The sequence below is a fragment of the Polaromonas sp. P1_E12 genome, assembly GCF_056405975.1.
The window spans coordinates 62,614-77,494 of sequence record NZ_JBFUBB010000007.1; the positions used below are offsets into that span (position 1 = coordinate 62,614).

General features: G+C 62.9%; 9 protein-coding genes. 3 read left to right on the forward strand and 6 right to left on the reverse strand.

Annotation, left to right across the window (positions count from 1 at the left end; translation table 11 throughout):
* Positions 1–3: 3 nt before the first annotated feature.
* The 5 genes from soxX to AC1D13_RS18500 form a co-directional block, all read right to left on the reverse strand.
* Positions 4–450 (reverse strand): sulfur oxidation c-type cytochrome SoxX, encoded by a 447-nt coding sequence (gene soxX, locus AC1D13_RS18480; protein ID WP_457280588.1) that lies wholly within the window; start codon positions 448–450, stop codon positions 4–6.
* Positions 447–2,654: a xanthine dehydrogenase family protein molybdopterin-binding subunit gene (locus AC1D13_RS18485; RefSeq protein WP_457280589.1), complete on the reverse strand. Its 2,208-nt coding sequence runs from the start codon at positions 2,652–2,654 to the stop codon at positions 447–449. Before AC1D13_RS18485 ends, soxX begins: the two co-directional genes overlap by 4 nt.
* Complete coding sequence (locus AC1D13_RS18490) at positions 2,651–3,154, reverse strand: (2Fe-2S)-binding protein (protein WP_457280590.1); 504 nt, start codon at positions 3,152–3,154, stop codon at positions 2,651–2,653. Before AC1D13_RS18490 ends, AC1D13_RS18485 begins: the two co-directional genes overlap by 4 nt.
* Positions 3,155–3,320: 166 nt before the next feature.
* Positions 3,321–4,445 (reverse strand): winged helix DNA-binding domain-containing protein, encoded by a 1,125-nt coding sequence (locus AC1D13_RS18495; RefSeq protein WP_457280591.1) that lies wholly within the window; start codon positions 4,443–4,445, stop codon positions 3,321–3,323.
* Positions 4,446–4,447: 2 nt separating this feature from the next.
* Positions 4,448–5,359: a glycosyltransferase family protein gene (locus AC1D13_RS18500; RefSeq protein ID WP_457280592.1), complete on the reverse strand. Its 912-nt coding sequence runs from the start codon at positions 5,357–5,359 to the stop codon at positions 4,448–4,450.
* 532 nt (positions 5,360–5,891) lie between these two features.
* Between AC1D13_RS18500 and AC1D13_RS18505 the strand changes: the two genes are divergently transcribed.
* Both AC1D13_RS18505 and AC1D13_RS18510 read left to right on the forward strand, forming a co-directional pair.
* Entirely contained in the window at positions 5,892–7,595 is a 1,704-nt protein-coding gene (locus tag AC1D13_RS18505; RefSeq protein WP_457280593.1) for a ShlB/FhaC/HecB family hemolysin secretion/activation protein, read from the forward strand.
* Between the two features lie 41 nt (positions 7,596–7,636).
* Complete coding sequence (locus AC1D13_RS18510; protein ID WP_477690061.1) at positions 7,637–12,682, forward strand: beta strand repeat-containing protein; 5,046 nt, start codon at positions 7,637–7,639, stop codon at positions 12,680–12,682.
* Between the two features lie 91 nt (positions 12,683–12,773).
* On the opposite strand, the gene AC1D13_RS18515 is transcribed toward AC1D13_RS18510, so the two are convergent.
* Positions 12,774–13,475 carry a C40 family peptidase gene (locus tag AC1D13_RS18515; protein WP_457280982.1) on the reverse strand — a complete coding sequence of 234 codons (702 nt, stop codon included), beginning with the start codon at positions 13,473–13,475 and terminating at the stop codon, positions 12,774–12,776.
* A gap of 244 nt (positions 13,476–13,719) precedes the next feature.
* Here AC1D13_RS18515 and AC1D13_RS18520 point away from each other — a divergent pair, with 244 nt between their 5' ends.
* The gene (locus AC1D13_RS18520; protein WP_477690062.1) at positions 13,720–14,880 is read left to right on the forward strand and encodes a PQQ-dependent sugar dehydrogenase; all 1,161 of its coding nucleotides are present in this window, start codon (positions 13,720–13,722) and stop codon (positions 14,878–14,880) included.
* Position 14,881 lies beyond the last annotated feature (1 nt).

The window sequence follows — 14,881 nt, forward strand, 5'->3', positions numbered from 1 at the left end:
AGTTCACTTCAGTGTGAGCAGAAAGGCCACCACGTCTTCAATTTGCTGGGCGTTCATGATGGGCTTGCCCTGCCAGGCCGTACCCACGCGCACGAGGCCGTCGTTGCGGTAGTAGGCGGGCATGATGCTGGCCGGGTTCAGGCGTTGCGCGTCGGCAATGCGCAGGCGCAGCTGCCCTTCGTTCCAACGTGCGCCCGCGCCCGCCAGGTCGGGCGCCAGGTTGCCCTGGAAGCGCTCTTCGGGAATGGGCCCGGTGTGGCAGAGCAGGCACAGGCCGTGTTGGCGGCTCGCGACGATGGCGCGGCCGCGTGCCGGGTCGCCGGGCGTGACCGTCAGTGCCTGGGGTATCGCGTCGCCAACAACCTGCAGCGCCGGGACGGATTGTTGCGCGAAGCTGGTCCAGGGCGCCAGCATCATCACCCCGCCGGCGATGGCGCCATGCCAGTTCATGCCTTCTTGAGATCGTGGTTCTTCAGCGGCAGGTCGCGTATGCGTTTACCCGTCGCCGCGAACACGGCGTTGAGCACTGCAGGCGCGGCGACCGCGATCGTCGGTTCACCGACGCCGCCCCAGAAGCCGCCCGAGGCGACAATGATGGTTTCCACCGCCGGCATGTGCTGCATCTGTACGACGGGGTAGGTGCTGAAGTTGTCCTGCTCCATGCGTCCGTCTTTTTGTGTGCATTCGCCGAACAGCGCTGCTGACAGGCCGTAAGCAAAGGAGCCTTCGACCTGCGCCTCGATCTGCTGCGGATTGACCGCATAGCCCGGGTCGGTGGCGGCCACGATGCGGTGGACCTTGAGCACGCCGTCGCTGCTCACCGATACCTCGGCGCAGGCCGCCACGTAGCTGCCGAAACCCATGGTTTGTGCCAGGCCCCGGTAGACCTTCTGGCCGCCGACGTCGGGCGGGGGCACGTTCCACTTGACGCGTTCGGCCACGGCATTGAGCACGGCCAGGTGCTTGGGGTGGTTCGTCATCAGCTTGCGCCGCAAGGCCAGCGGGTCCTGCCTGGTGGCAACCGCGATTTCGTCGATGAACGATTCGAGGTAAATCGTGTTCTGGTTCAGGTTCACGCCGCGCCAGAAGCCGGGCGGCACACTGGGGTTGCGCATTGCATGGTCGATCAGCAGGTTGGGGAAGCTGTAGCCAATGGAGGCTTCAGGCCCCGGTGCGTTGAGGCCCTGAAACTGCACCGGGTCGAGTCCGTTGCGCACGTTTTGCGGCGCCACGCCGGCCAGGATGGACTGGCCTGAAATGCGCATGTGCAACGCGGTGACGTTGCCCTGCGCGTCCAGCCCGGCCTGCAGCTTGCACTGCGTAACCGGGTGGTAGCGCCCATGCAGCATGTCTTCCTCGCGCGACCACAGCAGCTTGACCGGCACACCCGGCATTTGTTTGGCAATGTCCACCGCCTGGCGTACCCAGTCGTGCACCGCGCCGCGCCGCCCGAAGCCGCCGCCCAGGTGAATCTTGTAGACCTCGCATTTGCCGGCCGGCAGGCCTGCCGCTTCGGAGGTGGCCGCCAGAGCCGCTTCACCGTTCTGGGTAGGCGTCCAGACTTCGCAGCGCTCGGGCGTCCAGCGTGCGGTCGCATTCATGGGCTCCATGGTCGCGTGGTTCTGGTGCGGGTAGGAATACACCGCTTCGATGCGTCTGGCCGCTGAGGCCAGCGCTGCTTTGGCGTCGCCGTTCTGGTTGCCGACGGCTGCGTCGGGCGCGTCCAGCCCGGCCTTGAGCATCTGGGCAACGCTGGCGCTGGAGTTGGCGGCATTGGGGCCGTTGTCCCATTCGATGGGCAGCGCGTCGAGTGCGGTCTTGGCGCGCCACCAGGTGTCGGCCACGACGGCCACCGCACTGTCTCCGACTGCCAGCACCTTCTTCACGCCGGGGCGTTTCTCAACTGCGGCGGCATTGAAGCTTTTGACCTTGCCGCCGAACACCGGGCAGTCCTTGATGGCCGCGTTGAGCATGCCGGGCAGTTTCAGGTCTGCGCCGTACACCTGCTTGCCGGTGACTTTGTCCATTGTGTCCAGGCGCGCCAGTCGCTTGCCCACGAGCTTCCAGTCTTTCGGGTCCTTCAGCTTGACCTCGGCGGGCGGCGCCACTTTGGCTGCCGCAATCGCCACTTTGCCGTAGGTGGTTTTGCGGCCCGATGGCGTGTGGGTGATCACGCTGCTGGCCGCGGTGCATTCGGCCGCCGGCACCTTCCATTCATCGGCTGCGGCCTGCACCAGCATCATGCGGGCGGTGGCTCCGCCTTTGCGCACATAGTCGTGCGATTCGCGGATGCCGCGGCTGCCGCCGGTAGAGAAGTTGCCCCAGGCCCGGTTACGCGCCAGGTTCTGGCCGGGTGTCGGGTATTCGGTGGTGACTTTGGCCCAGTTGCATTCCAGCTCTTCGGCTACAAGTTGCGCGAGCCCGGTCAGGCTGCCCTGGCCCATTTCAGAGCGCGCGATGCGGATGACCACCGTGTCGTCGGGGCGCACCACAACCCAGGCGTTGATCTCCGGCGAGGCTGCGCCCTGGGCAGCCGCCGTGCCGGCGAACGGAATGTGGAAACCTACGATGAGGCCGGCCGAGGCACCCGAGGCCAGGAAGCGGCGGCGCGAGAGACGCAGAGAGTTTGCGGAGGGCAGGGGGGTGGCGCTCATGTCGTGCTCCCGTCGGTGTGTTGAATGGCGAGCGCCGCGCTTTTGGTGTTACCGCCCGCGGCAACAACCTTGATGGCGGCGCGGATGCGGTTGTAGGTGCCGCAGCGGCAGATGTTGGTCATCGCCTCGTTGATGTCGGCATCGGTCGGGTTCGGCTTGGCCTTGAGCAGCGCTGCTGCCGTCATCACCATGCCGCACTGGCAATAGCCGCACTGCGGAACGTCCAGCGCAACCCAGGCCTTTTGTATGGGGTGCGAGCCGTCGGGTGAGAGACCTTCGATGGTCACGATTTTTTCGGTCGCACTCACCGTCGAGACGGGCCGCACGCAACTGCGTGTAGGCACGCCATCGATGTGCACGGTGCAGGCGCCGCAGGCCGCGATGCCGCAGCCGTATTTTGTGCCGGTGAGCCCAAGCTGTTCGCGGATGACCCACAGCAGCGGTGTGTCGTCCTCCACTTCAAACTCACGCACGGTACCGTTGACGTTCAGTTTTGCCATGGATGCGCTCCTCAATATTTGAAGGAAGGATGGGCCGGATGACTGGGGGATAGTAGCGCTGGTGCATGTCAAATGCACCCGGCAATGCTATACCTGAGTAATGTGCTGACTTGCGCTTGGCAATAAAGTTCGGCCGGGTAAACCCTTGTGAGACCGGCGCTTTTCGTCAGCGAGCTTCTGCCAGCGGCAGGCCGGTGAAAGCCGCGTAGCGTTGAGCGGCAAGCCGCAGTGCGCCGGCGCTGCCGCGCGGCAGTGGCGCGAAGGGCGCTGTGCTGATGCTGAGCGCGCCTTTTTTTACCTGCGCCTGCCAGGTGCCGGCCACGCGCCCGCCGACCAGCAGCGCCGGGCGGAACAGGCCATTGGGCGTCATGAGCTTGCCGGCGTGTTCGCTGTCGATGATGGCTTTGCGATCCGTATAGCCCAGCACGTATTCGTCGAAGCCGGCGAGTAATTGAAGCGCGGGCTTGCCGGCTGGCGGTAAAGGCGTGCGTTTGGACCACCACACGGTGTTCCCCTCAAACAGTGCCCGTGCCAGGCCGGTTTCGGCCATCTCCAGCGCCGCCCTGGCTTCGCCGGCGGCCAGCCCTGACCACCAGGAAAAATCGGCCAGCGTAGCGGGGCCATGGCTGGCGAAGTAGCGCTGCGCCAGTTGTTTGAGTGCGTCCTCGCGAAGCAGCTCCTTGCTGGCTTCGAGTCCGGGAGGCAGCCATTCATCGAGCAGTGTGTAGGTGGCCTGCTTGCCGCGCGGGTTGCCCAGGCAAATCAGCCCGACCTGGGCCGCGCGGTACAGGATGCGCCCCCCGCGATGGCCTTCAGTGTTGATACGGTGCTGCGCGAGTGCAGCAAAAAGTTCCAGGCGCGTGAGCTGCTGGCCGCCTTCCAGGCACTGCCGGATGGCCGGGAGGATTTTGCGGAAGGCTGCCTCATCCAGCTGGACCTCACGGTAGGCTGCCGCGGTGCGGGTCAGCAAAGCCGGTGCGGTCAGTGCCAGCAGCCAGCGCAGGTCGGCGGCCGCCACCAGGTGCAGCGTGCCGCGCAGGACCCAGCTGCGGACCACCTTGCGTTGAGCCAGTGCCTGTTCAATCGACGCGTCGGTGATGGCCGCAGCGGTTGTGAAGCGCGAGCCAACTGCCCATCGGGCGTGGGCATATTCCTGTGCCTGCACGGCGCCAAACCACTGCACGGCCTGATCGGTTCGTTTGAAATTTGAGGCCCCAGGCGGGGCGGTTGCAACAAGGCGCTGGCTGGCCTGCCGCAGCGCGAGCAGTTCCTGCCGCGAGATCTCCGCCATGCTCAGGCAACGTTTTCAAGCATGGCGAGCATGCGGCTTTGCCAGGCTGCGGAAGAAAACCGTTCACGCAGCAGTTGCTGCGACGCCTGCACCATGGCCTGGCGGCGGGGTACGTCTGCCAGCAGGTCGGCGCATGCCAGGGGCATGTCCTTGAGGTCTGCCATGACCAGATGAACGCCTGGCTCGATGCCGAAATCTTCAGCGCCTTCAAAGATGTCGGAAACGACGGCCGTGCCGGCCGCCCAGCTTTCGAATGTCCGGAACTGGTCGAAGTACGTGTGTTCCGGATCGGCATGGATGTTCAGGTTGATGCGCGCACCGGCGCGGCAGGCGTCGCGCGCGGCGCCCCACAGGCCGCTCCAGACGAATTCGGCCTTCAGGGTGGGCGCCGTGCCGGCGAAGTATTGCTCGGCATCCCGCCGCCGGGGCGTGTCGCCGCCCAGCATGATGATGTCGCGGGTTCTCTGCGCTTCAGGAAGGGGCGTTCGCACATGTTTGCCGGCCACCATATAGGGCAGCTGGCAAGTGGCAAGTGCCGGGAAATGCTGTGCGAGGTAGCGTGCTATGGAGGAATCCATCGCCAGCACAGCGTGCAAGCCGGGTGCGATGGCGTCGAAAAGATCGGTCTTGTACCGATGTACGGTAGCCAGTGCATTCTTTGTCAATGGATCAAACATCCACAGCACGTGCTTGCCGTTGCGCGGCAGGCCCTGCACGGAAAAACGGGGCAGTGCATAAATTCCGGCAATCAGCAGGTTGACGTCGCAGTGGCCGACATCGGGCAACGGCGCGTCGGTGCTGGTGCCCAGGTCAATGAACTCCACGTCATGGCCTGCCTTCACCAAAACGTCCATCCACAAGCGCGAAGCGTTGCCAAACAAGGTGTCGATGTCGGTGTAGATGTGGATTTTCAACGCGTCTTCCTGCGGCTTCTTTGTGTTGCTCTTCAGCTTATAGCGCAAGGCGCCAAGGTGGCCAGGGCCAAGCAGGCGTTGGCGATCCGCAAATAGACCCAGGAGTCATTGCCGCTGTGATCTGTTGTCATCGCCGTTCGACGGTCCGAATGGCGGCGCTTGTCGTTCCGGCAATGCCATCCGTGCGCGGTATCGGGGACCTGCGGCAAAACTTTACACAACGCACCTGGATTTCCTGGGGAATTCTTCACCGGCAAGAAAGATTTTCAGTAAGTCAAAGGTAACTGAATGTATGTCTTTCTGGCTCTAAATGTAACCAATAGGGCCGCGTAATGTGTGCAGAAAAGCCCTTTTTGAAAAAATTGGGGCGAAATCATTACATAAGACTGTTGGTAATTAATCACTTTTTCTCCCTTGTATCAGGTTTCACAATTGGTTACCGTGAATTAGTTCACAAAAAATACAGCCCGCAAGTGTCGAATCACAACACCTGCAGGCACTTCGGAAACCTTGATTTTCAACGGGGCTGGCGATGAAGCGTATCGATCATGTGGGCGTGCACAGGATGTGGACTGGTGCTTTTTCTGTGCTCATGGTCATTGCGACAACTGCGCTGGCGCAGCAGGCGCCATCCACCATTGACCCCGGCCGGGTTCGCGAGCGTTTTGATTTCCAGCCTGAGCCCGGCGCCTCAGCGGCACCTCCGGAAATCAGGACCGAGCCAACAGGGCCTTTGCCTGAATCACTCAGGGCCATTAAGGTCACGCTCAGGCGCATTGATATTGAAAGCAGTACCGTGCTGCCCGGTGGCATTCTTCAGGCGAATGCGGACAGCTATACCGGACGGGAGATTACCGGCAGCGAGATTCTGCAACTCGCGTCTTCGCTCACCGCGATGTACCGTAACGCAGGCTACATCCTGTCATTGGTGGTGGTGCCGCCGCAGTCTCTCGCCGACGGTACGCTCACCCTGCGTGTGGTTGAGGGCTACATCGACAAGGTGAACATTCAGGCAGGGGACGATGTCAGTGCCCATGTGAAGGAGCAGCTCGCAGCCATCGGCGAGAAGATCAGGGCGTCGCGGCCCATTCAGGGCCCCGTGCTTGAGCGCTACCTCCTGATCGCCAATGATTTTCCGGGTGTCGAGTTGCGCAGCGTGCTGGCCCCTGCGCATGCGCCGGGTGCGGCTGACCTCACACTGATCGCCAGCGTGAAGAAAGTCGAGGGCTTCGCTGCCGCCGACAACTATGGGTCGAAATACCTCGGCCCCGCCGAGATCGGCGTGGAAGTGAACATCAACCAGTTGCTGGGCGTCAACGACCAGTGGCGCTTTCGGGGCATGAGCAGCGGCAACTCCGAGCTGGCCTATGCACAAATTTCCTATAGCCAGGTAGTCACGACAGAGGGTCTCAAACTGTCCGCTGCCGTGTCCAGGGCTCGCACACGTCCAGGCGACATCCTGACGCCGTTTGATATGCGTGGCAACGCGGACACGATGACGGTCTCTGCTGCGTATCCGCTGCTTCGAACCCGCAATGAGAGCGTGACTGCACGGGCAACGTATGAGCACACCGACGTGCAAACCGACGTGCTGGGCACCCGGGTGATTGAAGACCATCTCCGTGTGCTGCGCCTGGGGCTTGGGTGGCGGGTGCTTGACCGCCTGGGCGGGCAGAACTCGCTGGATGTGGATTTCAGCCAGGGACTGGGTGGCACCCGGGAATCCGATCCGCTCAAAAGCCGGGCAGGGGCCAAAGGGGTGTTCAACAAACTTACCTTCGATTACGAGCGTACCCAGCCCCTTGCTTCGAACCTTGCACTTACGCTGGGCCTGAGCGGGCAGTGGGCCAACACCCCCCTGCTTTCGTCCGAGCAGTATGCGGTGGGCGGCCGGCGGTTTGGGCGGGCCTACGAGCCTGCTGAACTGGTGGGCGAGCGCGGGCTGGCGTTTCGCGCCGAACCTCGTTATTCCGGTTCCTCGGACTTCGCGGGCTTCAGGTCATGGCAGCTCTTTGCCTTTTATGACATCGGCAAGGTCTGGACGGTGGGCTGTACTTGTGTGGGCATGCCCAACAGCCAGAGCCTGGCATCGGCAGGGCTGGGGACTCGCCTCTTCCTTCCAAGGAACGTGGTGGCTGCGGTCGAGATCGCCTGGCCCCTGACCAAACCCATCGCGAGTTATCAGCCCCACGGAAAAGACCCCCGGCTACTGGGCACGCTGCTGGTGCGCTTTTGATGATTTGTTCAATGACTTTTCTTTGCCTCAAGAGGTGATCCATGAACGCTAAGCTGAACCCCCCGCGTATTTTTCCTGCCGTCCGGCGCCGGCGATCTTTTGCGCTGAAAGCCCTTCCGGCGGCGGTCGCCATGCTGTTCTCGCCGCCAGGCTGGCCGGTTGACATCGCCGGTGGCGCAGGCCTTCCCCAGAACGGCACGGTGTTTTCCGGCACGGCCTCAGGCTCGGTGTCGGGCAACCAGCTCACCATCAACCAGGGAACCGACCGCGCCGTGGTTAACTGGGGCTCGTTCGACATCAACCCCGGAAAGATGGTGCAGATCAACCAGCCCAACGCAAGCTCGGCCATGCTGAACCGCGTGACAGGCGACGCCAGCCCTTCCCAAATACTGGGCAGCCTTTCGGCCAACGGAACAGTGATGCTGATGAACCCCAATGGTGTGATGTTCGGGCAAAACGCCGTGATCAATGTGGGCTCGCTCATTGCCACCACGGGCAACATTGACGTCAACAACTTCATCAACACCGGCGGCGCACAGATCACCGGGGCCGTCGGCAGTATCACCAACCATGGCAGCATCACCGCGCAAAATGCCGGCCTGGTGGCTTTGGTCGCGCCGTCGGTCACCAACCACGGCAGCATCACCGCCACCGGCGGCACGATTGCCCTGGCCGGATCGACCGCCGCCACGGTCACCACGGTGTCGCTCAACAGCGGGCTGTATGAGTTCGCCATACCGGGCGGTGCAACGGGTTTGAGCGTGTCCAATATGAACCATGCCAGCCTGAACGGCGCGACCCTCTTGCTGGGCGTGGGCGATGCCGCCAACCTGCTGTCCGGCGTCATCAACCTGGAGGGCATTCAGCAAGCCAGCAATGCCATCGTTGTCAACGGCCATACGGTGGTGCTGAAGTCGGCACTGGACGCAACCCAGGTCAGCGGCAATGCAGGCCAGGTCGATGTGTACAGCGGGGCACGTATCCAGGACGCCGTCAACATTTCAAAGACCGGCACACCAGGAGCGGGGGGCTCTGTAGATGTTCACGGAGGCGCTTATGCCGAGCAGGTCACCCTGAACAAGGCCAACCTGACACTGACAGGCCTGGATGGCGCAAAAATCGTGGTGCCCGATGCCGGGCAGGTCAACGGCATCAGCATTACCGCCAACAACGTGACGGTGACCGGGCTGGAGATTGCCGGGCCTGTTAACCAGCCCTACACAAGTTATGCGTGGGGTTCCAACATCAGCCGCGGCATTGCCGTGGCCAATGGCGTCACCGGTTTCACGATCAGCAACAACAACATCCATGATGTGCGCAACGGCATCCTGATCGACGGGCGCAACACGGGCAGTGTGACGGGCAACCGGATTGAAAATACCAAGAGCGCCGTCTCCGTGCAGTACACCGACGGCAGCGGTATTGCCATGGCCGGTAACAGCCAGGGCCCGGTGGGCAACGAGTGGGGCCTGAACCTGCACCTGAACGGGCACATGGTTGGATCGAACCCCAACCCTGTCTCCAACAGCACGCCCATCGCTGCCGCTCCTACCCTGTCACAGCAGCAATCTCTGCTGGACCTGAGCGCGGCCAATGGCGGCTGGTCCGTGCAGGACCAGGCGTACACCTCGTCCAACCGCACGCACGTGACGGTGGCTACCACGGGCTCTTCGGGCGCACAGGGCAGCGTACTCACCCCGCTGGGAAGCATCCAGGGCGGCGTGGATGCCGTGGTCACGGGCGGCACGGTGAACGTGGCGGCCGGTAGCTACAGCGGCAGCGTCAGCATCACCAAGTCGCTGACGCTGGACGGCGCGGGGGTGGGGCAGACGGTGCTGCAGTCCGCCTCGGCTGGCACCGGCGACGCGGTCACTATCAACAATGCTTCCAACGTGACGCTCTCCGACCTGTCGATTGCCGACTACCTGTACGGCTTGCGCATCAACGGTACATCCAACGACGTGACCGTCAATCGCGTGGCTTTCAACAACAACACCTTCGGCATGCGCAACGGCACCACGACCCGGGCCGACAACTTCCGCATGCTCAACAGCACCATCACCGGCGGACAGATCGGTGTGCAGACCTACAACGGTTACCAGATGGTCGGTGGCGCTCCGGTGGCCACGGGCTCTTTTGAGAATGCACTGTTTGAGAACGTCACGGTGGACGGCCCCAGCTTCAAGGGCTTTTATCTTGAAACCGCGAACAACCTGACTCTCAGGAACGTCACCGTCTTGAATGCCGGCAACTATGGGGCGCCTGCATCTTCATCGCTGCATAAACGTTATGGCGCCGGCATCGACATCAACCTGAAATACGACAACTTCAATGCGATCAATTTTGACAACGTGACGGTCAAAAATTCTGGCGCGAGTTCGGGTGATCCGACGGCTGCGGCGGTGGTCATCAAAACACGCGGCATCGCCGGTGACAGCGCCGACTACATGGCCGCACCGGCCAGCTTGCAAAGCGTCAACATCTCCGGCGGCAGCATCGAGGGTTCCAGCCGGACAGGCATACGCTTTGAAACCATGAGCAATGGCCATGGCGGCCAGCCCACGGTCGCCATCGGCGGCGGCACCCAGTTCAAGAACAACGGGCAGGACATCTCGGTGGACGCTGTTGCGGTTGATGCTCGCGGCGCCGTCTTCGACGGTGCGGCCGACGGTTTCGCCATCGAAGACCGCGTGACCCATGCGCTCGATACCAACGGGCGAGGCCTGGTGACATGGACGGACGGCAATGTCTACGTCACGCAGGCCAGCGGCAGCATCCAGAGAGGCGTCAATGCCGTGGTTGCCGGCGGCACGGTCAATGTGGGCGGCGGCACTTATGTGCAGCCCTCCACGCTGGTGGTCGACCGTAGCGTGACGCTGGCCGGTTCGGGCCAGGGATCGACCGTGATTGACGCACACGGCGTCAGTGGTTACGGCATCAACGTGACCGCCGACAACGTGTCACTCAAGGACTTCACGCTCTACGGCCCGAGTGCCAACGTAGCCGGGTCCTACGGCATCAAGGTAGCGCCCGTCGGAGACGCATCAGCGCGGCTGCGCAACTTCTCCATCAGCAATGTCACCAGCCGCGGCGCGGGCCGGGCCGAGCTGGACCTCAATGGCGTTGACGGCGCGCTGATAGACCGTGTGACGGCCGACGGTGCGCCGGTGGGCAACAACACCGGCACGACGCAGGGCGCCGGCATACAGCTGACCGACAGCGCCAACGTCACCGTCAGCAATTCGACCACCCGCAACAACGCCTGGGGCGGCCTGGCGCTTTACCAGGCCAACCGTCATTACAACCAGCAGGTGAACAACATCACGGTGGCGAACAGCAACAGTTTTACCGAACGCAATCCGGTGTACATGCAGGATGAATCAGCGAGCCGCAACTTTGGCGCACTCAGCATCGCGGGCTTTGACTTTGCCGTACGCAATGCCGGTGCAGCAGACAACAGCTACCAGTACACCTGGCTGCAGGCCTCGCAGCAAAACGCCCTGGACTATGCCGTCAATCTGGGTAACGCGGGCTCCAGCTACGTTCAGGGCTGGAACGGCGCGCAGGCCACACAGGACTTCCAGGTGGGCATCGGCAATCTGCTGGGCGGCGGGACACAGGCGCTATCCATCGGGACGGCCATGGGCAATGCGGCAACCGGTGCCAATATCCGCGTAGGCACCGGTACCTACGCCGAGGACGTGGTGGTAAACAACCCCTACAACCTGTACTTCGGCGGCTCGACCCTGCACGGCCTGACGCTCAATGCCGGCGCGGGCGGCTCCGGCATCAGTGGCAACGTCACGGTTGACGGTGCGGGTGGCATCCTGTTCAATGCCCCGGTGAACCTGCTGGGCGACACAACGCTGGCAACCCTGGGCGCCAACATTACGCTCAACGGCGATGTGCAAAACGCCGGCAGCGCAGCCCGCGCGCTGCGGCTCGTCGCAGGCTCGGGCAGCACCCGCGGCAATGTGCACATGGTGACGGGCGGCACGGAAACCAACGCGCTCGGCCGGTTTGAGGTTGTGGCCAGTGACTTCAGCCTGGACAGCACCTTGTGGGTGAAAGGCTACGGCATTGACGCACTCGGCAATGTTGCCCTGAGCAACCACACGCTGCGCGGGCAGGACGCTGCACAGTCCAACACCCTGAACGCCGGCGGCGACGTGAGCGGCTCCACCATCAGCCTGGGTGCCGTCCAGGTCACCAGCGGCGGCGACGTTTCGGCCAACGTCACCGCCAGCGAAGTGGCGGTGGCCGCCGTAGGCGACGTAAGCGGCACCACCACCAGCCAGGGCAATGTGCAGATCAGCAGCAGTACCGGCGACATCAGCAGCAACATCACCGGCAACAACGTGGTGGTGCAGGCTCAGGGCGACGTAAGCGGCACCACCACCAGCCAGGGCAATGTGCAGATCAGCAGCAGTACCGGCGACATCAGCGGCAACATCACCGGCAACAACGTGGTGGTGCAGGCTCAGGGCGACGTAAGCGGCACCACCACCAGCCAGGGCAATGTGCAGATCAGCAGCAGCACCGGCAACGTCAGCGGCAACATCTCCGGTAACAATGTGGTGGTGCAGGCGCAGGGCGACGTGAATGTCGTGGTCACTGCCAGCAACTCGGCATCGCTGGCTGGCGACACCGTGGTGGCCAACGTGGTCGCGCCCATCATGGCCGTGGAGGCCGTCACCGAGGTGCAAATTTCCGGCACATCCGCCCAGGTGAGCATTGATTCGCCAAAAGGCAGCGTTAGCGGCAGCTTCGGGCAGGTGACCAATTCGGGCAGCGGCCTCGTTAATGTCAACGGCAAGCCGCAGGGCAACCAGCAACTTTCGTCCAATGCGGAAAATAACCGCGTGATTCCGGCCGGCAATAACGTGGCTGACAACGCCGGGGCTGACAACGCCGGGGCCGGGGCTGACAGTGCAGGGGCAGCTACGCCGACGCTTCAACTGGCGCTGGCCGGTGAAGGTACGACTTCTCTGGTTTCGAGCACCCCTGCCAAAGCAGGCGATGCCATCGACAACGGCCAGGCCGTGGAGCTGGACATGTCACCAGGCAATGGAAAAGAGAAGGAATGAGGATTGGCCGGTGAATTGCCGGGCTGGGTGCAGGGCCTGAGCTTGACCCGAAGATTGGCGCCGATGCGACGCCTGCACCCTTGATTTCGATTTAATTCCGGTATTGGTCCTGCTGCATCAGCAGCTCAGCCTGCCGCGCAGCCGACACCTGCGGGGCTGCCGCCTGAACGGATGGCTTGTCCGGCGCGGTGGCTTGCGGCTGCTGCGGGCGCGCGGGCAATACGGCCGCGCGGGGTGTGGCCTCTTGTGCCACCCCATTGGACGGCTGCACGCGGCGGGCGCCGTCAAAGCGGCGCTGCCAGTAGCTCACGCCCATGCTTTCGACGCGCACTTCAGCGCCGGGCTTGGGCGAGTGGATGAACTTGCCGTCGCCGACATAAATGCCGACATGGCTGAAAGCGCGCTTCATGGTGTTGAAAAACACCAGGTCGCCAGGTTGCAATTCGGTTTTGTCGATGCGCTGAGTGGCGGCGGCTTGTTGCTCGGCGCGGCGGGGCAGCAGCAGCCCGACGCTTTGTTCGTAAATGGCGCGTACAAAACCGCTGCAGTCAAACCCGGTTTCAACGGTGTTGCCGCCGCGCTTGTAGGGCACGCCCAGGAAGCCCATGGCGTTGACGACCAGCTCGGACGCCTTGTTGGTGACACTGTGGCGGACGTTGTCAATCTGGGTCAGCAGGCCCTTGTCGGCGAGCAGTTTGTCCATGTCGTTGTCGCCGCCTGAATTGCCGGGTGCCGCATGTGCGCCGGCTGCCAGCAGGGCGGCAGAGGCTATGACGAGGGCAGGGGCAATCATTCGCATGGCGCCAAGCATACTTGACGGATTAGTCCTACGTCAACTCATGTTGTTTCTTGATAACGTTGACAAGCCATTGATTTGTAACGAATTTGTAGGGGATTACCCGATTTATTACCCCTGTATGCCATGTTTTACACCGCCTTGGCCCCCGCTTGGACATGATCAAAAGGCGGTTTTCCCGGTCAAATGGGCCTGAATGGGCCGATCAATGTGCTTTCGGGGGCTTTTTTTAGGGTGAAATATGGCTTTAAACCAATACCAACGGGCGCAAGCTGCTATATCTTTAATAGCGGCCAGCACGCTGTTTCAACCCGCCCAGGCTCAGAGTGTTCGTCCTGAAACCGTGGCGGCGGGCCTGGAGAACCCCTGGGGCGTGGCTTTTTTGCCGGGCGAGCGTTTTCTGGTCACGGAGCGCCCCGGCCGCCTGCGAGTCGTTGGGCCGGGCGGCAAGCTGGGCGCGCCGGTGGCGGGCCTGCCAGAGATTGCCGCCGGCGGGCAGGGTGGCTTGCTGGACGTGCTGGTCGACAGCGACTTTGCCCATAATCGAACGCTGTATTTCTGCTTTTCCGAGCCGGCTGCCACCGGTAACGGCAACAGCACGGCGCTGGCACGCGCCAGCTTGAGTGCTGACGACACCCGGCTGGAGAACGTCAAGATCATCTTCAGCCAGAAGCCCAAGGTGGCCAGCACGGCGCATTTCGGCTGCCGCATCGTGGAAAGCCGCGCGGCATCGAACGGCGCGCCCGATGGCAAGCTCTTTCTCACGCTGGGTGAGCGCTTCAGCCGCAAGGACGACGCCCAGAAGCTGGACAACCACCACGGCAAGATTGTCCGCATCAATAAGGACGGCTCGGTTCCCCAAGACAACCCTTTTGTCGGCAAAGCGGGGGCCTTGCCTGAAATCTGGAGCTACGGCCACCGCAACGCCCAGGGCGCCACACTGGCGCCCGACGGCACCTTCTGGATGCATGAGCACGGGCCGCAGGGCGGCGACGAAATCAACCTTCCCAGGGCCGGGGCCAACTACGGCTGGCCCGTCATTACCTACGGCGAAAACTACGGCGGCGGAAAAATCGGCGAAGGCCTGACCGAAAAGGCCGGCATGCAACAGCCGCTGCATTACTGGGTGCCGTCCATCGCGCCTTCCGGCATGGCGTTCCTGACCAGCGAGCGTTACGGCAAGTCCTGGCGCGGCAACCTGTTTGTGGGTTCGCTCAAGTTCGGCTACCTGGACCGGATCGAACTGGCGTCGCCGTTCTCCGGCAAGGTGGTGCGCGAAAGCAAGCTACTGTCTGAAGCCGGTGATCGCATTCGCGATGTGCGCCAGGGGCCGGACGGGCTGCTTTACGTGCTGACCGACAGCAACAACGGCAAGCTCATACGCCTGCTGCCCGGTGGCTGAA

What these genes read in the sequence shown, in the direction of transcription:
- soxX (WP_457280588.1), bottom strand. Translation starts at nt 450, where the DNA reads ATGAACTGGCATGGCGCCATCGCCGGCGGGGTGATGATGCTGGCGCCC.
- AC1D13_RS18485 (WP_457280589.1), bottom strand. Translation starts at nt 2,654, where the DNA reads ATGAGCGCCACCCCCCTGCCCTCCGCAAACTCTCTGCGTCTCTCGCGC.
- AC1D13_RS18490 (WP_457280590.1), bottom strand. Translation starts at nt 3,154, where the DNA reads ATGGCAAAACTGAACGTCAACGGTACCGTGCGTGAGTTTGAAGTGGAG.
- AC1D13_RS18495 (WP_457280591.1), bottom strand. Translation starts at nt 4,445, where the DNA reads ATGGCGGAGATCTCGCGGCAGGAACTGCTCGCGCTGCGGCAGGCCAGC.
- AC1D13_RS18505 (WP_457280593.1), top strand. Translation starts at nt 5,892, where the DNA reads ATGAAGCGTATCGATCATGTGGGCGTGCACAGGATGTGGACTGGTGCT.
- AC1D13_RS18510 (WP_477690061.1), top strand. Translation starts at nt 7,637, where the DNA reads ATGAACGCTAAGCTGAACCCCCCGCGTATTTTTCCTGCCGTCCGGCGC.
- AC1D13_RS18515 (WP_457280982.1), bottom strand. Translation starts at nt 13,475, where the DNA reads ATGATTGCCCCTGCCCTCGTCATAGCCTCTGCCGCCCTGCTGGCAGCC.
- AC1D13_RS18520 (WP_477690062.1), top strand. Translation starts at nt 13,720, where the DNA reads ATGGCTTTAAACCAATACCAACGGGCGCAAGCTGCTATATCTTTAATA.